The following is a 20446-nucleotide window of genomic DNA, read 5'->3' as shown; positions in this document are numbered from 1 at the left end:
TTCAGCGCCCCGCATAGGGCCGGTCGAGCCGGCGTTCGAGACGATGGCCAAGGGTCGAGACCACGAGGACGACGGCGAGGTAGATCACGCAGATCGACAGGAACATCTCGATCGAGCGGAACTCGTAGGCGATCCGGTCGACCGCGACGAAGGTCAGCTCGACAAGGCCGATCGCCTGCAGGTAGGCCGAGTTCTTGATCGTCGACACGATGGTGTTCAGCGTCGAGGGCAACGCCGAGCGCGCCGCGATGGGCAGCACCACGAAGAGCCCGTGATGCCAGCGCCGCAGGCCGAGCGAGGCCGAGGCGTTGCGGATGTCCTTACTGACCGAAGACAGCCCCGCACGGAAGCTCTCGATATGGAAGACGCTGGCCCAGAGCGACAGTGCCACCACGCCCGACCAGAAGATCGACAGCCGCAGCCCGAGGCTGGGAAGACCGTAGAAGACGAAGAAGACCTGAACCAGGTAGGGCGTGCCGCGAATGAACTCGACATAGCCCGCCACCAGCCAACTCAGCGGCTTGATCGGAGAGACACGCAGCGCGCAGCCGATCACCCCGCCGATCAGTGAGAACAGGATGGCGAGGAAACTGACGATCAGCGTCATGCCCAGACCCCGCATAAGGTCCGGCACCGCTGCCCAGATATAGGCCCAGTCGATCATGGTGGAATTGGTCCGCTCTTGCGTCTTGGAGGTATCAGGGGCGCGAGGGGGGCGGTCCGCCTCCCTCGCGCGATGCAACAGCTTACATCTGCGGCGGCTCTTCGGTGAAACCGCGCGTCATGACGTCTGCGACCGCGGGCTCTTCGACGAACTCGGTGATCACCGTCTCGTAGAAGTTCTCGGCACGAAGCTGGTCCAGCGCCGCGTTGACGAAGGCCATGAGTTCCGGCTCGTCCTTGCGCAGCCCGATGCCGTTCACGCCGAGGTCGAGCCCCTCTTCGACCACGCGCAGCTGGTCGTAGTTGCCCGCCAGCGTGTAGATCAGGCCGCCGTCACCCACATAGCCCGCGGCGCGGCCCTGCAGCAGCGCTTGGATGCCGTCGGCGGTGGTGTTGAGCTGCATCATCTCGATGTCGGGGATATTCTCCTCGAGCCACCGGATCTGCGAGCCGCCCTTGACGATCAGCAGGGTCTCGCCGGCAAGATCCGAAAGCTCCTGCACCGGGCTGTCGACCGGCACGAGCACGTTCGAGGTGCCCCAGAAGTAGATGTTCGAGAAGTCGATGACTTCCTCGCGCGCCGGGAAGCGGCCCAGCGTGGCAAGGATCAGGTCGATCTTGCCCGAATTGAGCGAGGGGATGCGCGATTCCGAGGTCACGCAGGAGAGCTCGGCGCCCTCTTCCGAGCCGAAGGCGTATTCGCCGATCTTCTTGGCCATCTCGACTTCGATGCCGATCGGGGTGCCGTCGATACCCGAGGCGCCGAAGGGCGGGCTGTCGCATTTCACGCCGATGCGAAGAACGCCCTGCTCCTCGATCGAGGCAGGCAGCGGCGGAAAGTCCTGGGCGGCAACCGGGGCCGCGGCGAGCCCCGCGACCAGCAGCGCGAGGGCAGAGGTAAAGGTCGTTTTCATGAGTATTTCCCTGTTGTTATGGACGTAATCTGTGGAAGTGGGCGGACGCGCCGCCGCGATCCCGGCCTTCTTTTTGGGCCGGTGACAATCCGGTGAGAAATCAGTGCAGGATCTGGCTGAGGAAGCGCCGCGTGCGCTCTTCTTTCGGCGCGTCGAAGAACTCCTGCGGCGGAGCGCTTTCGACCACGGCCCCCTGATCCATGAAGATGACGCGGTCGGCGACCTGCCGGGCGAAGCCCATCTCGTGGGTCACGCAGACCATCGTCATGCCTTCCGAGGCCAGTTCTGCCATGGTGTCGAGCACCTCGCGCACCAACTCCGGGTCGAGCGCCGATGTGGGCTCGTCAAACAACATGATGTCAGGAGACATGCACAGCGAACGCGCGATGGCCACGCGCTGCTGCTGGCCACCCGAAAGCTGGCTGGGATACTTGTTGGCCTGGTCCGGAATGCGCACCCGGCCCAGGTAGTGCATCGCGCGCTCCTCGGCTTCGGCCCGTGACCGGCCGCGCACCCAGCGCTGCGCCAAAGTACAATTGTCGAGAATGGTCAGGTGCGGGTAAAGATTGAAGTTCTGGAACACCATGCCGACGCGCTCGCGCACCTGACCGATGTTGACCTTGTTGTCATTGACCTCGATTCCATCGACGAGGATGGTGCCGGACTGGTGCTCTTCGAGGCGGTTGATGCAGCGGATCATCGTCGACTTTCCCGACCCCGAGGGACCACAGACCACGACCTTCTCACCTTTCGCGACACCCAGATCGATGTCGCGAAGGACATGCATCCGGCCGAACCACTTATTCACCTTCCGGAAGCTGATCCCGTCCTGCTCCGCATCCATCACCGACATCCCTGACCTTTCCGAACGATCGCACCACTCTTTCGCTGGCAGATCTTTCAACTTGTTTGACAAGATACCAGCATAAAGCTCCGAGCACTGTCAATCGGCTTTTGGATTTCCTGGGTGAATTTCGATTACACCCATGTAAACAAGGATAATACTTGCGCGCAGCCCCGAGTGGTGACCTTATGTTGTCAAACAATACATCAAAGGGAGTCGCCTCATGTCGCAGACATTGTCCAGCAGGCTGGCCGCCATGAACATCCATTATTTCCGTCACAGCCTGACGCGATTCCTTGACGATGCGGCGGCGCTCGGCTTTGCACGGATCGAACTTTGGGCAGGCATGCCGCATCTCAGCCTCGATGACGCCTCCGCCACGGAACTCCGCGATGTGCGGCGCATGATCGCCGCCCGTGATCTCTCGCTCAGCTGCTTCACACCCGAGCAGTGCGTCTACCCGATCAACCTCGCTTCAGAGCATCCCGGCACCGCGCGCCGTAGTTTCGACTACTTCCGCAGGGCCCTGCATGGCGCCGCCTCGCTCGACTGCCGGCAGCTGCTGGTGACGGCGGGGTGGGGCTATGCCGACGCTCCCGCCTCCGATGCGTGGGAGCGCGCCCGAGACCAGCTCGGCGCGCTCGCCGACGAAGCCGCGAGAGAGGGTGTCACGCTGCTGCTCGAGCCGCTCTCGCGGACGGAGTCGAACCTCATCACCACCAGTGCCGAGCTCGCCCGCATGATGGCCGAGCTCGCTTCGCCGCAGGTCGCCGCCATCCTCGACCTCAATGCCATGGCCGCGGCGGGAGAGACCCCGGCAGACTACCTCGCCCGGTTCGGAGACGCGCTGCGGCATGTGCATGTCTGTGACGGCACGCCCGAGGGGCACCTCGCCTGGGGCGACGGCAGCCTGCCGTTGGCGCAGTATGTCGCCGAGTTGGAAGCCGCGGGCTACCAAGGCGACTACAGCTTCGAGTTCGTGTCGCAAGCCTACTGGCTCGACCCGCGGACGCCGCTCGAAAGCGCCCGCGCAGCAATGCTGCAAGCCGCATGAGCGCCCTGCCGCATATCGGGCTGATCGTCGCCGGCGGAACGATCACCGCTCTTGCCGAAGATCCTTTTGAAATCAACGACTACGGCAACGCCGGAAGCCTTTCCCCCGACGCGTTGCTCGAGCGCTCCGGGCAGCTGCGCGGGCGCTTCGACGTTACAAACGTGCCCGTCGACCCGGCTCCCAGCTTCGACATGGGGGCCGAGCGCTGGGCCGCAATCTGTGCCGCCTGCGCCGCGACGCTGAAGGAGGCCCCATCGATCTCGGGTTTCGTGCTCACTCACGGCACGGGCGCCCTGGCCGAGGCGGCGTTTTTCCTGTCCCTGTGCTGGGACCTCGACGTGCCCCTGGTGGTCACCGGTGCGCAGCGCCCGGCGTCGGCGCAGGGCGCCGATGGGCCGATGAACCTGTTTCACGCCCTGACCGCCGCCGCGGACCAGCGCCTCGGAGGATCGGTCGCGGTCGCCTTCGACGGCGTCTTGCACGACCCGCGTGATGTCACCAAGCTCGACAACAGCGCGCTCGACACGTTCCGCTCGCCCAGGTTCGGTCCGCTGGGGCGCTTCGCAGGCTCAGAGCTCGACCTCTTCGCCCGCTCCGCCGCGCCCGGCCCGTTTTTGCCCTGGCATCGGCTCGGCGCCCTCCCCCGCGTCGATATCCTGCATTGCCACAGCGACGGCGACGCCGCCGCAATCGAGGCGTTCATCGCCGCAGGGGCCCGCGGGATCGTGATCGCGGGCTTCGCACCGGGCTATGCCACGAGCCGGCAGGCCAAGGCGCTCGAGACCTGGGTGCATGAGGGCGGCGGCATCGTCATTGCCGCCTCGCAGGCTTTCGGGCGAGTGCCCGGCAACAGCCGCAACCGGGGCCACGGCTTTCTTCCTGCCGCAGGGTTTTCCCCGGCAAAAGCCCGAATATTGTTGCAATATGCACTGGCATCGCAAAGATCTCCCGCGCAGATCGCGGAGTTGTTTGACAGGCGAGGCGAAGCAGGGAGGCCAACATGGAGAAGCTGAAGACCGGCGGCATCGAGTGGTTGCGGAGCAGCGTGCTCGAGATGATCCGCGACGACGGGCTGACGCTCGGGGACAAGCTGCCCTCCGAGAAGGAGATGAGCGAGCGTTTCCACGTGTCCCGCCCGACCCTGCGGGAGGCTCTGAAGCTGCTCGAACAGGACTCGATCATCGAGGCCCAGCAGGGCAAGGGCCGCTTCGTGACCGCCGGCGCCATGCTGACCATCGCCCGGCCGATCACCAAGTTCGAGAGCGTCTCGGACATGGTCCGCAGCCACGGCTACGTCGCCGAGACCAGCATCCTCGGCTTCTCGACCATCCCCGCCGATGCCGAGGTCGCCGCCGCACTCGGCATCGCCGTCGACGACCCGGTGATGCGGGTCGAGCGTCTGCGTCATGCCAATGGCGAACCACTGGTCTATTCGCTCGACTGGATCCCCGTCGCCCTGTTCCACGACGGCCAGCAGGGCCGCATGGACTGGGCGGGATCCATCGTCGAGATGCTGACCGAGATGGACCGTCGCCCCATCGCCTCGACCGCGAATATCAGCGCGACGATGCTGCCGGAGCTCGTCGCCAAGCTGCACAAGCTCGAGCAGTTCGGCCCCGCGCTGCTGATCGAGGAGACCTGTTTCTCGGACGACGGAACCCGGGTGATATTTGCCAAGGACTACCACCGCGGCTCGGCGTTCTCGTTCAGCTTCGTCCGCAAGTGAAACCGCCCCGCGCCATCAGCCCGATCATGGCGCGATGCCGGGGCAGAAGCTCTGCGCGATATTGTTGCCCTCGTCGGATTCCGCCACATCCTCGGGCTGGGCCGCATCCGCGGTGATGCGGAAGGAACAGCCCGAGCCGCCACCGGGGAAGCAGCGCCGGGGGATGTCGACCACGTGCTCATGGGCGGCGCCAGCCGCCAGCGCCGGGGTCGCCAGATCGACTGTGCCCGCCACCGGATCAAGCTGCGCCGAGGGGCTGAAGAGCACCGTCGTGGTCGACGCACCCGCCCCCGCGTCGCCCTGGTTGCGGATGCGCAGGTGCAGTTGCAGCGTGCTGATCGGGACGCCTGCCGGCAACGCGCCGCAGTAATTCTGCGGCAAGGTGCCCGGCGCATCCGAGGGCGGCGGCGCAAAGACAGGTTCGGGCAGCAGGTCGGGGGCGCCCGGATCGGGATCCGGGTCGGGTCGGCGCGGCTTGCGACGCTCGTCGATCTCCACGATCTCCATGCCGGTGTTGCGGACCTCCCGGTCCTGACGCCCACAGCAGGCGGCGCCGTCATCGATCAGCGCGGCGGTGGTGTAGACGCCGGTGACGTCGAGGCTGTCAAAGCTCTGGATCACCACGAAGCCCTCGACATAGGGCGTCGGGAAGCGCCCGCCGAAGGCCTTCTCGCGGATATCCTCGCAATCCACCTTCAGCGCCTCGTCGTAGCGCAGCAGGTCCTTGCCCATCTGCAGGATATCGCCCGCCGCCTGTTCTGCCGGCGGATAGGCCACCGCGACCTTCTTGTAGAACAGCGCGTCACGGTCCCACGGGTTGTGGACATTGACCGTCGTGCCATAGACCCCGCGCGTGAGCCGCAGGGTCTCCGGATCATCCTGCACGCCGCAGACGAACTTGGCGGCGTATTCGAAGGGCGGCATGGTGCAGCGCGCGCTGTCTTCGCCGGTGGCGCAGGCTTCGATCGCGGCCGCGTCCTCGGCGGTCATCTCGTCCTCCGGGAACATCACCTCGTCGAGCGGCTGGCCGGGCGCCGAGCGGGTCGGCAGGAACAGGTTCTGCCAGTCATCGAACCCCAGCAGCGTCTCGCCCGGCGAGGCCGCGCAGGCACTGGCGGTGGTGAAGTTGATATCCGAAGGCACGGTGCCGGCGTCGATACCGCCCGACTGGTCCCAGTCGATCGCGCCGCTGCCCGCGCCAACGACGTTGGTGCTGCCGTCGGTGCCGAAAATCGTGTTGTCGGTGCCGTCCTGGATGCCCAGCCCCTCGTTCAGCGCCGACTCGTCGAGATCCGGCAGCGCCAGACCGGAATAGTCGAGCCTTGGCCCGGTCGCGCCGGGGTTCGGGATGTGCCGGGTCTGGAAGGAATAGCTCATCACGCTGAGATAGTTCGGCTTGCAGTTCACATTGTCACCGCCGCCGTGACCAAGGCCGAGCGTGTGGCCAAGCTCGTGCATGATGGTGCCTGCCTGCTGCCGGCGCGTGCCGACGCTATGCCCGCTCGCATCCCTTCCCCAGCCGTCACCGAGCGAGACGACGAAATTGCCGCGCTTCGCCCGGCCCGAGGACTTGCCGCCATCGCGGGCGTGGGCGTAGAGCGCGTAGCGATAGACCAGCGCCTTGGCCGCGAGGATCTTGTCGGCATCGGGATCGGCCCGTTCGGCCGCGGTGCCGAAATTCGCCTCCCTGATGTCGTCGACATCATCCCACGTGGTGATGTCGAGCACCTCCGGGATCTGATCGTCCTGATCGATCACCAGATCGATGCCGGTGCTGCCGTCCGGATTGCTGACAGGTGCAGTCGCGAAGGCCGCGATCACGTCGTTGACCGCATCGTCGTCCGGGTCGTGGTTGGTCATGAAGTCCATCTCGACATAAACGTTCTTGCGGTCCGGATCGGCCCCCGGCGGGGTGAAATCGGCCACGCCGTCGCAATCGATATCGATCCCGGCCTGCTCCCAGACATCGAACAGCCCGTCGACATCGCTGTCCATGCCGCTCGGTCGCGCCGCGCGGAAGGCCAGCGCGTTGACCGCACGGCCGACACCCCATTCGTCGCCACCATCCTGCAGCAATTCGAAGCCGCGCAGGCGGTCGTCGTAGACGAACCAGCGCGGCCCCGAGCCGCCGTTGCGCCCGACGGCGATCTCATCGACGAAGTCGCCGTCGGGATCCCCCACCGCGATGGCCCGCACCCCGCGGCTGACACCCCAGCCGGAGGCCAGTTCCTCCAGCATCCGAAAGCCCGCAGCCGCATCATCGAAGGTCAGGACGCGCACACCGGAGCCACCGTTGCGCCCCACGACCAGCTCATCCATGCCGTCGCCATCAAGGTCTCCGAGCGCCAGTGCCGTGGTCTCACGCGTCGTGCCCCAGCCGTCTCCGCCGCTCTGGAGAAGCGCGAAATTGCCGTCTGCCCCGTCGAAGACGCCCCAGTGGAAATTGGCGCCGGCATCGCGCCCGACGGCGATCTCGTCGAAGCCGTCGCCGTCGACGTCACCGGTCGCGAGCGCGGTTACCCGGCGCCCGGCGCCCCAGCTGGCTCCCGCGGCGATCATCTCGGCGAAGCCGCCGGCGGCGTCGTCCACCACGATCCAGCGCGGCCGCGCCACGGCCCCGCCCGAGCGCCCGACGACCAGCTCGTCACGGCCATCGCCATCGACGTCCCCGAAGGCAAGCGCGGTCACGCGGCGGTCGCTCCCCCAGCTGGAGCCACCGGTGTGGAGCACGGCGAAATTGGCATCGCGGTCATCGTAGATCTCGAACCGCATCCCGTCCGGCGCGTCCCGGCCCACGGCCATCTCGAGCGCGGCATCGCCATCGACATTGCCGAAGGCGATGGCGGTCGCACTGCGTCCGGCGCCCCAGCCGTTGCCCAGCGAGGCGATCTGCCCGAAGCCGGCATTGGCATCGTCGAAAAGCAGCACGCGCACCGACTGCGAAGCGGCGCCGTCCCGCCCGACAGCGAACTCGTCGCGCCCGTCACCGTCGATGTCGCCGACCGCAACCGACAGCGCTTCGCGTGCGATGCCCCACCCGTCGCCGCCACGCGTTTCGAGTGCATAGCCGGACGGATCATCTCCGAAGACGAACCACCTGTGATTGTCTCCCGCGTCACGCCCCACCACCAGCTCGTCACGACAATCACGATCCAGATCGGCGGCAACGGACGCAGGAAAGGCCATTAAGAAACAGGCCACTAAACGAAAGTGAAAAGACCGGACCATAACACCTCGCAAAGAAAAATGGTGAATTCAATGCGAGGACAATACCACTTTAAGGCGATTCTCACGATGTGAAACCAGCGAGATCCGAAGGCTGCGACGCTTGCTGGGCGCCGTCCCGCGGGGGCGATGTGCGCGGGCATGGCACCTGCCCCGCCCGAGCGCTCCCCGCGCGACGCGTCGAGGCGCTGCGCCGAGCCCTCCTTGAAATCGGCTGATCAGCCGCCCTGAAAGCCGGTCAGGGTCCGTGTCAGGTTCGCCCCGAGCGACGGGCTCAGATAGCCCCCCTCCTGCACGAAGAGCGTTGGCAGGCCGGCCTTGGCGATGGCCGCGCCGATGCGCGCAAAGCCGTCCTGCGTCACGGCGAAGCCCTTGAACGGGTCGTCGATCGAGGCATCAAGCCCCAGCGCCACGACCAGCACCTCGGTGCCGAAGCTCCCGACCCGCTCGAGCGCGATCTCCAGCGCCGCGAGGTAGGCCACGTCGTCGGTGCCCCGGGGCAACGGCAGGTTCAGGTTGCAACCGGTGCCGCGCCCCTCGCCGCGCTCCTGCACATGGCCCCAGAAGAACGGGTAGAAGCGCGCCGGATCGGCGTGAAGCGAGACGGTCAGAACGTCATCGCGGCCGTAGAAGATCCCCTGCGTGCCGTTGCCGTGATGCACGTCCACATCAAGGATCGCAGGCCGCAGACCTGCCGCGCGCAGCCGCTCGGCGGCGATTCCGGCATTGTTGAGAAAGCAGAACCCGCCGGCGAGATCACCGAAGGCGTGGTGCCCGGGCGGGCGCGACAGCGCATAGGCCGCCCCCGCGCCGCCCGCGATCAGGTCGGCCCCGGCGATGGCACTCTGCGCCGACCAGTAGGCCGCCTCGAAGGTGTGCTCGGCGATCGGACAGGCGGTGTCGGCCTGATGGTAGCCGGCCTGCCCGATGGCGGATTTCGGATAGCCGTCGCTACGGTTGGCCGGGTGGATGTTCGGGATCACCTCGGGGCCGGCATCGGGAATGCGCTGCCAGCGGGTGTAGATGTTGCGCAGGAAGGTCAGGTACTCGGGCGAGTGCAGCGCCGCGATGGGGCCGAGCCCGGCATCCCGGGGCGCCTCGAAGGCGCAGCCGGCGTCTTCGGCGGCGGCTTTCAGCACCTCGATCCGGCGCGGTTCCTCGGGGCTGGGATAGACCTTGCCGTTGGCCATGAAATGCTTGGGATCGTGGTGCCACTGGCGGTCGTCGAGAAAGGCTTTCATCGGGTGTCCTTCAGGGCCTCGCAGCCCGTTTCATCAAGATGCATCTCGGTCTGGCCCTCGGCCGGGGTGAAGCCCAGACGCTCGTAGAAACTGCGGGCGCGCGGCGTGGCGTGGTAGACGTTGAGCTTCATCCGCCCCGCCCCCCAACACGCCTGCGCATCGCGCAGCACCGCCGCCAGCAGGCGCGGGCCAAGCCCGCTGCCCCGGGTCTGCGCATCGACCCAGAGATCCGAGACATAGACCACGACGCCCCCGCGCGCGGTCGAGAAGCTCGGCGAGTAGAGCGCAACGCCCAGCGTCTCGCCCGCCTCGCTGGCGAGCACGGCGCGAAAGGCCGGATGCGCGCCGAAGCCCGCACGGCGCAGCTCGTCCACCCCAGCTCGATGGGTATCGCCCAGATCCTGCGAGAGCCGTGCCAGCGCCGCGTGCAGGCGCGGCACTTGGGCCTCGGTCGCGACCTCGAACTGAACGGTCATATCGCCGTCCTGTCCGCGCCCTTGAGGCCCAGCATGGCGCGCGCCTCGTCGGGGGTGGCGGGCTCGCGGCCCAGTTCTTCGACGATCCGGCGGATCTTGGCGACCTGCTCGGCATTGGACCGGGCCAGCGTGCCGCGTGCGATGGTGAGGCTGTCCTCGAGCCCCACCCGGACGTGCCCGCCCATGGCGGCGGCCATGGTGGCCAGAGGCATCTGGTGGCGCCCGGCGGCGAGCACCGAGAACTGGTAGCTGTCGCCGAAAAGCTTGTCGGCGATACGCTTCATGTGGTCGAGGTTCTCGGGGTCCGGTCCAATCCCGCCCAGCACGCCAAAGACGAATTGCAAAAAGATCGGCCCGCTCACCAGCCCGCGATCGACGAAGTGGCGCAGCATGTAGAGGTGGCCCACGTCGTAGCACTCGAACTCGAAACGTGCGCCGCGCTTCTCGCCCATCTCGGTCAGCACATGGGCGATGTCGCGGGGCGTGTTCTTGAAGATCAGGTCGTCGGAGTTCTCGAGGAACGGCTGCTCCCAGTCGTGCTCCCACTCCGAGATCCGCGCCGCCATCGGGTAGAGTGCGAAGTTCATCGAGCCCATGTTGAGCGAACACATCTCTGGCTCCGCCGCCTTGGGCGCGGCCAGCCGCTCTTCGAGCGTCATCACCGCGCTGCCGCCGGTGGTGAGGTTGAGCACGGCGCCGGTGCCCTGCTTCAGCCGTGGCAGGAAGGCGTTGAAAAGCTCCGGACTTGCCGACGGTTTGCCGGTTCCAGGGTCGCGCGCGTGCAGGTGCAGGATTGCAGCCCCGGCCTCGGCGGCGGCCACGCCCTGCTCGACGATCTCGTCGGCAGTGACCGGCAGGTGCGGCGACATGGTCGGCGTATGGATCGAGCCTGTGAGTGCGCAGGTGATCAGGATCTTCGACATTCAGACCACCTCGCCCAGAGCGGGCAGCTCGGCCCGGAACTGCGTCAACGACAGGTCGAGCCCGGCGACGATCTCGTCGAGATGGGTCTCGGTCACGATCAGCGGCGGGCAGACGAGGATGTGGTCGCCCTCGACGCCGTCGCGGGTGCGGCGGGAATAGACGATCAGCCCGTTGTCATAGGCGATCTGCACGAAGCGGTCGAAGGCGCGCAGCTCTTTCGGCAGCGGCGTCTTCCTGACCGGGTCGGCCATGAACTCGAAGGCGGTCAGCAGCCCCTTGCCCCGGACATCGCCGATGATCTCGTGCTTCTGGGCCAGCGCGTGCAGACGCGCGAGGAGGGTCTCGCCCATCGCCGCGGCATTGGCCACGAGGCCCTGCCGGTCGATCTCGTCCAGCACCGCGGCCCCGGCAGCGCAGGCCAGCGGGTTGCCGGCATAGGTGAAGCCATGGGCGAAACCGCCCTGCCCCAGCACCGGCTCGACGATCCACTCCGGCGCCACGATGCCGCCCAGAGGCGCGTAGCCCGCCGCGAAACCTTTCGAGAGCACCACGATGTCGGGCCTTGTGTTCCAGTGTTCGCAGCCCAGAAAGGCACCGGTGCGCCCGGCGCCCGTCATCACCTCGTCCATGATCAGCAAGACGCCGTAGCGGTCACAGATCTCGCGGATGCGCTGCATGTAGCCCTCGGGCGGCACCAGTGCCCCGGTCGACGCGCCGCCCACCGGCTCGAGCAGGAAAGCGAGCACGCTCTCGGGCCCCTCGGCCTCGATCTGCGCCTCGAGCATGTCGGCGTAGTGCTTCCCCGTCGCGGGATCGGACGGGTCGAGCCCGTCGAGATAGGCGCGCGGCGCCGGCACCTTTGGCAGCTCGCGCATCATCGGCGCGAAGGGCTCGGTCAGCGAGCGATAGCCGGTGACCGCCAGCGCGCCCAGCGTGCAGCCATGATAGGAGGGGCTGCGCGAGATCACTTTCCAGCGGCTGCCCTGCCCGACGGCGACAGCATATTGCCGGGCGAGCTTCATGGCGCTCTCGATCGCTTCGGAGCCGCCCGAGACGAAGAACACGCGGCTCAGCCCTTCGGGCATTTTCTCGACGGTCTTGGCAGCAAGGCGCTCGCTGGCCTCGGTCTCGAAATGCAGCCGGTAGCCGAAGGTCGCGCGCTCCATCTGCTCGCGCATCGCCGCTAGAACGGTGGCGTTGGAGTGGCCGATATTGCAGACCATCGCGCCGGAGGAGCCGTCGAGGTAGCGCTTGCCGTCGGTGTCCCACATATAGACGCCGCGGGCTTGGTCGAGCACGGTTTTGCGCCCGTGCCCCTGGTAGAAGAGGTGGCTCATTGTGCCTCCGTGGGAAGGGCCGAGGCATCCTTGGCGCGGAAGCCGATCCGCACCTCGGCGCCTTGTTCGAATGGTCGGTCGTCGATCATGTTGATCGCCTGAAGCTGTCGCTCGCCGAGGCGCAGGAAGTAGCGGACGGTCTGGCCCTGGTAGTCCACTGCCTCGACCGTCGCCGGCGCGGTGAGCATGGTTTCCCCGGTCTCGCCCGGGTGCAGGACACGCAGCTTCTCGGCCCTCAGGACGAGTTGCGCGGGCCCCTGCCCGGTCAGCCGCTCGGCCTTGTGCGCCGGGATCGCCACTGCGCCGAACGGTGCCACGTCGAGCGTCGCGCCCTCGGGCCCGTTCGCCGTGCAAGTGGCGGGCAACATGTTGGACGCGCCGAGGAAGTTCGCCACGAACTCGGAGGCGGGATTGTTGTAGACCTCCTCGGGCGAGCCCATCTGCTCGATCCGGCCGGCGCTCATCACCACGATCTGGTCCGACATGGCGAGCGCCTCGGACTGGTCGTGGGTGACGAAGACGGTGGTCACGCCGATCTGTTCCTGGATGCGCTTGAGCTCGACCCGCATGTCCTCGCGCAGGTTGGCGTCGAGCGCCGAGAGCGGCTCGTCGAGCAGCAGCACGTCGGGCTCGATGACGATGGCCCGTGCCAGCGCGATGCGCTGTTGCTGGCCGCCGGAGAGTTCCTTGGGGTAGCGCTCGCCCACATGCGGCAGCTGCACCAGCTCCAGCGCGGCTTGTACCCGGGCCGGGATCTCGGCCTTGGGCACGTCGCGGTATTTCAGACCGAAGGCGACGTTCTCGGCCACGGTCTTGTGCGGAAACAACGCGTAGTTCTGGAACACGATGCCGAGGTTGCGCTTGTGGATCGGCACGTCATTGACCCGCGTGCCGCCGATCAGGATCTCGCCCTCGGTCGGATCGAGCAGCCCTGCGATCATCCGCAGGTTCGTGGTCTTGCCGCAACCCGACGGCCCCAGCAGCGTGACGAAGGCGCCGTCCGGGATCTCGAGATTGACCTGATGCACCGCGGTGAACTTGTGAAAGCGCTTCACGACGTTTTGGAGGGTGACGGAGCTCATGCGCAGACGTCCTGAGTGGGAGAAATCAAGCTGGCGGGGGCGGCATTCGCCCCCGCCATGGTGGCTCAGTAGCCCTTCTGGACGCGGCCGAAGGTCTTCGACCACTCCGCCTCGTGGCCATTCCAGTAGGTCGGATCGGCGAAGGTCAGCCCCTCGAGCGTCCCTGTCGGATCGAAGGCCGGAAGCGTCGGGATCTTGGCGCCGAGTTCGACCTTCTGAGGGTCGAGCGCCGGCGGGTAGTTCTGGCCCTCGGCCACGGCGATCGAAGTCTCGGGGGCGAGCATGAAGTTCAGCAGTTCCTCGCAGGCCTCCATCGGCGAGCCCTTGAGCACGAAGAGGCATTCCTGCCAGCCATAACCGTTGGGCGGATCCATGTAGCCGATGTCGTGCCCCTGCTCCTGCAGCGCGTAGATCCGGCCAGACCAGCCCTCGGTGACATAGATCTCTTCCTCGGCCAGCAGCGACATCAGCTCGGCGCCCGAGGTCCAGTATTTCAGCGACAGGTCGCGATGGGCGCGGATCGCCTCCCAGACGGCGTCCATGTCGGAGGCGTTGTTCGGGTCCTGCCCGGTCTGCAGCGCGCCGAACCAGATCCGCGTGCGCCAGTCGCCCCAGCCCGCGATCTTGCCCTTGTAGGCCTCGTCGATGAGGACCTTGGCGCCCTTCTCCTGCATCTCTTCGTCCGAGATGAACTTGCGGTTATAGGCAATGCCGGTGGTGCCGTAATCGTAGGGCACGCAGGAGATCTTGCCGTCGGTGATCGGGCGGTAGACATCGACCAGCTTCTTGATGACGTATTCGAGGTTGGGGATGTTGGCCTCGTTGAGCTCCGAGGTCAGTCCCAGCCCGGCATAGCGCGCGTAGTCGAACACCCCCGACAGGTGGGCGATGTTGTACTCGCCCGGCTGGCTCGCCTTGACCCGGCTGAGATACTCGTCGCCGCCGCCGAAGGTGCCGTCGACCACCTCGATGCCGGTCTTGGCGGTATAGGGATCGAAGGCGTGCTTGCGGAACGCCTCGGAAACCACCCCGCCCCAGCCGTCAAAGCGCACCTGCGTCACGTCCTGCGCCAAGGCGCGGTAGGGTGTCACCAGCCCGTAGGCGGCGCCGGCCGCGCCGATCAGCCCGAGGAACGACCTGCGGTCGATATCGCCGTTCATGTAGCGCTCGCGCAGGCGTTCGTAGCGGGTGGTGTTGTCGATCTTCGTCATGTCTCTCTCCTTGTTGGGTCTCGTTGGCGAGGCGGCTTCAGGTGCCGCTCTTCTTTGAAAGGATGCGCGCCGCCGCCGCGCCGAGAAGCGGCAGGCCCACGGTCATCACGATCATCACCGTGCCCAGCGCATTGATCTCGGGAGAGATCGAGTTGCGCAGCATGGCAAAGATCTGCGTCGGCACGGTCTCGACCCCGCCGGGTTTCCAAAACAGCGTGCCGGTGATGTCGTCGAAGCTGATGGTGAAGGCGAAGAGCGCGCCGGCCAGAACCGCCGGCAGCATCAGCGGCAGGGTGATCTGGAAGAAGGTCTGCACCGGCGAGGCGCCGAGGCTCATGGCGGCCTCCTCGACATCGCGACGAATGGCCATCAGCCGCGCCTGCACCACGAGGATGACGAAGGGCAGCGTGAAGATGACATGGCCGAAGAGCAGCAGGCCGAAGCTCTTGTTCACGCCGAGGAAGTTGAGAAACAGCAGCAGCGCCACCGCCAGCACCACCTCGGGCACGAGGATCGGCGCGATCAGCAGTGTCGAGATGACGTTCTCGCCCGGGACCCGGTAGCGCACCAGCGCGAGGCTCGCGAGCACCCCCAGCGTGGTCGAGATCAGCGCCGTCAGCAGGCCGAGGATGATCGAGGTGCGGAAGGCGCGCAGGATCGCTTCGTTCTGCGCCAGCTCGCCGAACCAGCGCAGCGAGACGCCGGTGATCGGGAAACTGCCGAACTGCGAGGCGTTGAAGCTCAGCAGCACCACCACGGCCACCGGCAGGAACATGAACACATAAACGAGCAGCGCGTAGCCGCGGATCAGGTGCCATCCCATCAGCCCAGCCCCTTCATCAGTTGCGCCATGCCCAGATAGCGGTTGTAGATCATCACCAAGAGCCCCAGCACCGCGAGCAGCATCAGGCTCAGCGCCGAGCCCAACGGCCAGTTGAGCTGAGTGATGATCGCCTCGTAAACGAGGTTGGCGAACATCGCGTCCGTGGGCCCACCCAGCACCAGCGGCGTGATGTAGGTGCCCGCCGCCAGCACGAAGCAGAGCAGCCCACCGGCGGCGAGGCCCGGCAGAGACAACGGCAGGGTCACCTGCACGAAGGCCTCCCAGCGCGTCGCGCCCAGCGAGGTGGCGGCGTCCTCGAGCGTCACGTCGATGCCATCGAGGCTGACGAAGACGTTGAGGATCATGAAAGGCAGCAGGAAATGCACCAGCCCGAGGATCACCGTCGTCTGGTTGTAGAGCATCTGGATCGGCTCCGAGATCACCCCGGTCCAGATCAGGAAGGTGTTGAGCGCGCCCGAGACCCCGAGGATGTTGATCCAGCTCATCGTGCGGATGATGTAACTGATCCAGAAGGGCAGCATCAGCAGCAGAAGAAGCACCGCCTTGTTGCCGCGCGAACGGGCGATGAAATAGGCCGCCGGGTAGCCCATGACGGCGCAGACCAGCGTGGTGATCGCCGCGATCTTCAGGGTGAAGAGCAGGATGTCGCGGTAGAACGGATCGCTCAGCGCCTCGCGCCAGTTGTCGAGGAAGAAGCCCGACTGGTCCGCCCCCGTCGCGGTGCGCAGCCAGAAGCTGTAGACCACGATGAACAGCAGCGGCACAAAGAGCAGCAGCGTGATCGCGGTGAGCGCCGGTGAGAGAAGGATCCAGGGCTGGCGCCGTTCTCGGGCTTCGATCGACATGAGGATGTCCCGTAAGGTTGCGGTCAGGCAGTTCGGATTTGACGGCACCTTGGGAAGGTGATTTTCATTGAGCAAATAGATAATGAGAATTGTGAATATAGGCGGCATCAATGGTAGGCGATGATAGCGATCCCATCCCGGACCCGGGATCTCCCTACGATCCCGACCGCATCACCCGTGAGCTCGACTGGAATCTGCTGCGCACCTTCGTCGTCTTGGCCGAGGCGCGCTCGGTGACCGATGCCGCCGAGCGCCTCCGCCTGACCCAACCCTCCGTCTCTACTGCCTTGAAACGGCTGGAAGATCGGATCGGCCGCAAGCTCATCGAGCGCGGCCCCGGCAAATACGCCCTGACCGAAGCCGGAGAGCTGCTGTATCGCGAGGCGCTTGACATCAACGGCTCGATCCTGCGCCTCTCGACCCTCATGCGCGAGATGACCGACGCGGTGCGCGGTCATGTGACCATCGCGGTGGCCAGCCACGTGGTGTGCCCGGTTTTTGATCGCCTGCTGGCCGATTTCCACGAGGCGCACGCGGAGGCGAGCCTGTCGATCAACGTGGTCTCCAGCGCCAGCGCCCTGACCGAGGTCTCGGCCAAGCGCGCGTCCTTCGCTGTCTGCCTCGTGCGCGACCGCAGCCCGCGGCTGGAATACCGCCGTCTCTACCGTGAGTTCTTCGGCCTGTTCTGCGGCCCGCGTCACCCGCTGTTCGGGCGCGAAGGGCTGACCAAGGCCGATCTCGCCGGCTGCACCACGGTGAGCTTCGACACGGACCGCCTGCAGGACGTTCTGAAACCGGTGACCCTGATGCGGGCGCAGTCTCTGCTTGGCGAGCGCATCACCGGTACGTCATCCAATCTCGAGGAGGTGCGGCGGATGATCATCGCCGGGCTCGGCATCGGGCCGCTGCCGGTGCACGTCGCCGCGCGCGACGTGGCCGATGGCCAGCTCTGGCAGACCCCGCCTTACGAGGATCTGCCGCCCATCGACGTGCACGTGGTCTGGAACCCGCGCGCAGTGAAGAACCGCGCCGAGGAGATCCTGCTGAAGATGCTCGACGAGATGATCGGGCGCATCCCGATCGAAGAGCGCACCTACGACAGCGCGATGCTGCCGCCAAGCTACCGGCACTGGCCCTGACGACAACCCCCATCGCGGCCCGCCCCAGCACGGCCCGTCTGCGCCGGAAGCCGACGCGACTTCAGCGGTAGCGCTTCTGCGACATGTCGAAGGCGCCGAGCGCGAGATCGCGCTTGTAGAAGCGGTGATCGGTCTTGAGCCGCTTTACGGCCGACCGCGCAAAGCACAGGATGTCGTCCATGAACAGCTCGTCGGGCGCCATCGCCTCGAGGATGCGCGGCTCGATGCGGTAGTCGAGCTCGCCGGCATCGTCCGAGCGGGCGTGGGCCTGCGCCAGCGCCAGCCCGCAGGCATGGGCATAGTGCTTCCAGCTCTTGTCGGACAGGTCGTCGAGGTCGATGTCGTCGCGGAACGGCGCGCGCTCGCGCGACATGAAGCTCATGCCATCGATCTCGACGCTGCCGTAGAACACGTCGCCGTTGGCGAGATGCACGGCTTGCCCATGCGTGATGCGATCACCCTCGCGCCCGGCGAAGAAGTCGTTCTCGGGCACCAGCCCCTCCAGCGCTGAGCGGCGGGCGCGCTTGAACTCGACGATCAGGTCGTCGGTGGCATCCTTGCTCGGCCCTTCGATCAGGCAGTAATAGCGCGGCAGGCCGAGAGAGGCGGTGCCCTGCCCGTGCCGGATGCACACGTCCTTGACCCTGAGCTCACCGGCGCGGCCCTGCGGCGCGATGCCGTTCTGCTTGGCGACCTCGTTCACATAGCCCTGAAACTCGTCGATCCGGGATGAGATCGGGGTCAGTTCTTCATTCGCGGGGAAGCCGCGGCCGGTCTCGTTCAGATAGCGATCCCAAAGCCATGCCTTGCGGCTCTTGGCGGCCTTCTTGAACATCCGCCGCACGACCTTGGGGCTGTTGTCGGCGCGCATCTGCTGGCTCGCCTCCTTGTCGTGGCGGGCGTAAAAGCCGATGCCCTCGCGATACCCCTTCAGGAACTCGCAGGTGATCTTCTTGCGCAGCTTCTTCTTGTGGCCGCCAATCTCTTCCGAGGCGATGAGAAAGCCCGTCGCGCCACGTTTCAGATCCCATGTGAAAGGCGCGTAGAGCACGTCGTCGAAATCGTTCACCCCGAAGATCGGCACATTGTCGGCGTTCGGCATGATGCCGAAGTTCTCCGGGTGCACATCGCCCAGTGCCAGAACCGTCGGCATGCGCTCGTCCTCGCCCAGCATGTCACGGTGGAACAGCAGCGAAGTGCCCCGGAAGAACGAGTAGAGCGACCCGGCCAGCTCCTCGAATTTCTCCCGCGCGCCTTCGGCCTTTTCGTCGATACGCACCGCGTGATCCTCGACGATGGTGTCGCGCACATGCCGGCGCCGCTCGAACCCGGTCAGCGCCGAAGGGCGCATCACGCAGGGATACTTGACGAAAGCACCGCAAAGTTCGCGATAGGCCTCGACCCTGCTCTCGAGATTGCTGACCGGCGCGATCGCCTCTTCCTGTTCGGCGGCGGTCGCACGCGCCTTCGCGGGCGCGGTCTTTTTCTGGCTTTTGGGCGTCGCGCCTTGTGTCGTCTTGCTCATCGTCAGGCTCCCTTGGCTATGCCTCACAACGGCACAGAGCGCGCGCGGTTCCAGACAAGCACGCTCGTGCCACGCCCCGCGGCAAGACCGGGCCAAGCGAGCAGGAGACGTTTCGGCAGCCCCCTTCATCTGGTCCATCCGTCGCTTCGGGGGCGACAATCCCCGAGCAAAAGCGGTCACGAACCGGGAAACCCAATACATTCATTGTGTTGGATATGGCATTGACCTACGCAAAATTCAGGTTGACCCTCATACACGCTCGCGGGCTATAATAAGCCTACATACTATTCGCCTCAAACGGGCGAACCCATCCAGATGGAGGAATGGATGACCAGATTCTCGAAACTCATCAGCGCGACCGCGCTTGCCGCTGCCATGGGCACCGCTGCCACCGCACAGGATGTGACGCTGATCATGCACCACTTCCTGCCGCCGGTCTCGAGTGCCCACAAGGACATGCTCGAACCCTGGGCCGAGAAGATCGAAACCGAAAGCGAGGGCCGCATCGCGATCGAGATCGCGCCGTCGATGGCGATGGGTGGCAAGCCCAACGAGCTTTACGGCCAGGTCCGCGACGGCGCAGCCGACATCGTCTGGACGCTGCTGGGCTATACCCCGGGCGTCTTCCCGCGCAGCGAGGTGTTCGAACTGCCGCTGGTGCATGCCGGCTCGGCGATCGACACCACGATGGCGCTGAACGCCTCGATGGACATGCTTGCCGAGGATTTCACCGACGTGAAGGTCCTGTTCATGCACAGCCATGACGGCAACCTGATCCACTCCGCCGGCGATCCGATCCGGAGCTTCGAGGATGCCGCGGGCCTCAAGCTGCGCACCCCCAGCCGCACCGGCGCATGGGTGATCAGCGGCATGGGTGCCGAGCCCGTGGGGATGCCGGTCCCGACCCTGCCCGAGGCGATGGCCAAGGGCGTGGTCGACGGCGCGCTGACGCCGTTCGAGATCGTGCCGGCGCTGAGCCTGCAGGAGCTCGACAAATCCACCACCGAGCTGCCCGACGGCGACCGCTTCGGCACGTCGGTGTTCATGCTGGCGATGAACCAGGACATCTACGATGACCTGCCCGAGGATCTGCGCGGCGTCATCGACGCCAATTCCGGCATGAATGTCGCCGCCGAGATCGGCGCGCTGTGGGAAGGCTTCGAAGAGCCGGGCATCGCCGCGCTCGAAGCGGCCGGGGTCGAACGCATCGTCCTCTCCGAGGAGGAAGGCGCCAAGTTCGACGCGGTCAGCGAGAAAGTCGTCCAGCAATGGATCGACGAGGTGACCGCGAAGGGCATTGACGGCGAAGCGCTTGTCGAAGGCGCCCGCGCCGCCGTGGCAGAGGCTGCCGCCGCGCGCTGAGCCGTCCGCCGACCGAACAGATCGCGGGAGGGGC

The 20446-nt window shown here is 66.2% G+C and carries 18 protein-coding genes; 5 read left to right on the top strand and 13 right to left on the bottom strand.

Going from position 1 to position 20446, the window contains the following annotated elements; all coding sequences use genetic code 11:
• Nucleotide 1: 1 nt before the first annotated feature.
• The 3 genes from R2601_RS12540 to R2601_RS12530 all read right to left on the bottom strand — a co-directional run bounded on the left by R2601_RS12540 (nucleotide 2) and on the right by R2601_RS12530 (nucleotide 2430).
• On the bottom strand, nucleotides 2-664 hold the full coding sequence (locus tag R2601_RS12540) for an amino acid ABC transporter permease (protein WP_007798917.1): 663 nt from the start codon (nucleotides 662-664) through the stop codon (nucleotides 2-4).
• 82 nt (nucleotides 665-746) lie between these two features.
• Nucleotides 747-1577, bottom strand: a complete 831-nt coding sequence (locus tag R2601_RS12535; RefSeq protein WP_007798916.1) for a transporter substrate-binding domain-containing protein — start codon at nucleotides 1575-1577, stop codon at nucleotides 747-749.
• Nucleotides 1578-1677: 100 nt separating this feature from the next.
• Nucleotides 1678-2430 (bottom strand): amino acid ABC transporter ATP-binding protein, encoded by a 753-nt coding sequence (locus R2601_RS12530; protein WP_007798913.1) that lies wholly within the window; start codon nucleotides 2428-2430, stop codon nucleotides 1678-1680.
• Nucleotides 2431-2644: 214 nt separating this feature from the next.
• Here R2601_RS12530 and R2601_RS12525 point away from each other — a divergent pair, with 214 nt between their 5' ends.
• From R2601_RS12525 to R2601_RS12515, 3 genes are read left to right on the top strand one after another with little or no spacing between them, the layout of a single operon-like run.
• Entirely contained in the window at nucleotides 2645-3475 is an 831-nt protein-coding gene (locus tag R2601_RS12525) for a sugar phosphate isomerase/epimerase family protein (protein WP_007798910.1), read from the top strand.
• Nucleotides 3472-4488: an asparaginase gene (locus R2601_RS12520; RefSeq protein ID WP_007798908.1), complete on the top strand. Its 1017-nt coding sequence runs from the start codon at nucleotides 3472-3474 to the stop codon at nucleotides 4486-4488. The genes R2601_RS12525 and R2601_RS12520 overlap by 4 nt, the downstream gene beginning before the upstream one ends.
• Nucleotides 4476-5201 (top strand): GntR family transcriptional regulator, encoded by a 726-nt coding sequence (locus tag R2601_RS12515; RefSeq protein ID WP_007798905.1) that lies wholly within the window; start codon nucleotides 4476-4478, stop codon nucleotides 5199-5201. Before R2601_RS12520 ends, R2601_RS12515 begins: the two co-directional genes overlap by 13 nt.
• A gap of 24 nt (nucleotides 5202-5225) precedes the next feature.
• On the opposite strand, the gene R2601_RS25495 is transcribed toward R2601_RS12515, so the two are convergent.
• From R2601_RS25495 to R2601_RS12470, 9 genes are all read right to left on the bottom strand, one after another.
• Nucleotides 5226-8387 (bottom strand): FG-GAP-like repeat-containing protein, encoded by a 3162-nt coding sequence (locus tag R2601_RS25495; protein ID WP_007798902.1) that lies wholly within the window; start codon nucleotides 8385-8387, stop codon nucleotides 5226-5228.
• A 257-nt stretch (nucleotides 8388-8644) separates the two neighbouring features.
• Entirely contained in the window at nucleotides 8645-9667 is a 1023-nt protein-coding gene (locus R2601_RS12505; protein WP_007798900.1) for a histone deacetylase family protein, read from the bottom strand.
• Nucleotides 9664-10143 carry a GNAT family N-acetyltransferase gene (locus R2601_RS12500; RefSeq protein ID WP_007798898.1) on the bottom strand — a complete coding sequence of 160 codons (480 nt, stop codon included), beginning with the start codon at nucleotides 10141-10143 and terminating at the stop codon, nucleotides 9664-9666. Before R2601_RS12500 ends, R2601_RS12505 begins: the two co-directional genes overlap by 4 nt.
• Nucleotides 10140-11066 carry a 3,5-dioxohexanoate:acetyl-CoA acetone transferase gene (gene kce / locus R2601_RS12495; protein WP_007798896.1) on the bottom strand — a complete coding sequence of 309 codons (927 nt, stop codon included), beginning with the start codon at nucleotides 11064-11066 and terminating at the stop codon, nucleotides 10140-10142. The genes R2601_RS12500 and kce overlap by 4 nt, the downstream gene beginning before the upstream one ends.
• The gene (locus R2601_RS12490; RefSeq protein ID WP_007798894.1) at nucleotides 11067-12404 is read right to left on the bottom strand and encodes an aminotransferase family protein; all 1338 of its coding nucleotides are present in this window, start codon (nucleotides 12402-12404) and stop codon (nucleotides 11067-11069) included. It abuts the gene before it with no gap.
• Nucleotides 12401-13486 (bottom strand): ABC transporter ATP-binding protein, encoded by a 1086-nt coding sequence (locus R2601_RS12485; RefSeq protein ID WP_007798892.1) that lies wholly within the window; start codon nucleotides 13484-13486, stop codon nucleotides 12401-12403. Before R2601_RS12485 ends, R2601_RS12490 begins: the two co-directional genes overlap by 4 nt.
• 65 nt (nucleotides 13487-13551) lie before the next feature.
• A complete protein-coding gene (locus R2601_RS12480) occupies nucleotides 13552-14688 on the bottom strand; it encodes an extracellular solute-binding protein (RefSeq protein WP_040545347.1) in 1137 nt (378 codons plus the stop codon).
• Between the two features lie 46 nt (nucleotides 14689-14734).
• Nucleotides 14735-15520, bottom strand: a complete 786-nt coding sequence (locus tag R2601_RS12475) for an ABC transporter permease (RefSeq protein ID WP_007798888.1) — start codon at nucleotides 15518-15520, stop codon at nucleotides 14735-14737.
• Complete coding sequence (locus tag R2601_RS12470; protein WP_007798886.1) at nucleotides 15520-16386, bottom strand: ABC transporter permease; 867 nt, start codon at nucleotides 16384-16386, stop codon at nucleotides 15520-15522. Before R2601_RS12470 ends, R2601_RS12475 begins: the two co-directional genes overlap by 1 nt.
• 110 nt (nucleotides 16387-16496) lie before the next feature.
• On the opposite strand from R2601_RS12470, the gene R2601_RS12465 reads away from it, so the two are divergent.
• Nucleotides 16497-17525 (top strand): LysR family transcriptional regulator, encoded by a 1029-nt coding sequence (locus R2601_RS12465; RefSeq protein WP_007798884.1) that lies wholly within the window; start codon nucleotides 16497-16499, stop codon nucleotides 17523-17525.
• A gap of 61 nt (nucleotides 17526-17586) precedes the next feature.
• Here R2601_RS12465 and R2601_RS12460 read toward each other — a convergent pair whose 3' ends face one another.
• On the bottom strand, nucleotides 17587-19050 hold the full coding sequence (locus R2601_RS12460) for a DUF2252 domain-containing protein (RefSeq protein ID WP_007798882.1): 1464 nt from the start codon (nucleotides 19048-19050) through the stop codon (nucleotides 17587-17589).
• A gap of 327 nt (nucleotides 19051-19377) precedes the next feature.
• On the opposite strand from R2601_RS12460, the gene R2601_RS12455 reads away from it, so the two are divergent.
• Nucleotides 19378-20412, top strand: coding sequence for a TRAP transporter substrate-binding protein (locus R2601_RS12455; RefSeq protein WP_040544671.1), 1035 nt, complete (start codon nucleotides 19378-19380; stop codon nucleotides 20410-20412).
• The last annotated feature ends 34 nt before the right edge of the window (nucleotides 20413-20446 follow it).

Origin of the sequence: Salipiger bermudensis HTCC2601, assembly GCF_000153725.1 — a bacterium.
In the GTDB taxonomy this organism is placed as follows: Bacteria; Pseudomonadota; Alphaproteobacteria; order Rhodobacterales; family Rhodobacteraceae; genus Salipiger; species Salipiger bermudensis.
The sequence above is the reverse complement of the archived record's forward strand: the minus strand, read 5'-3'. Positions and strand labels throughout refer to the sequence as shown.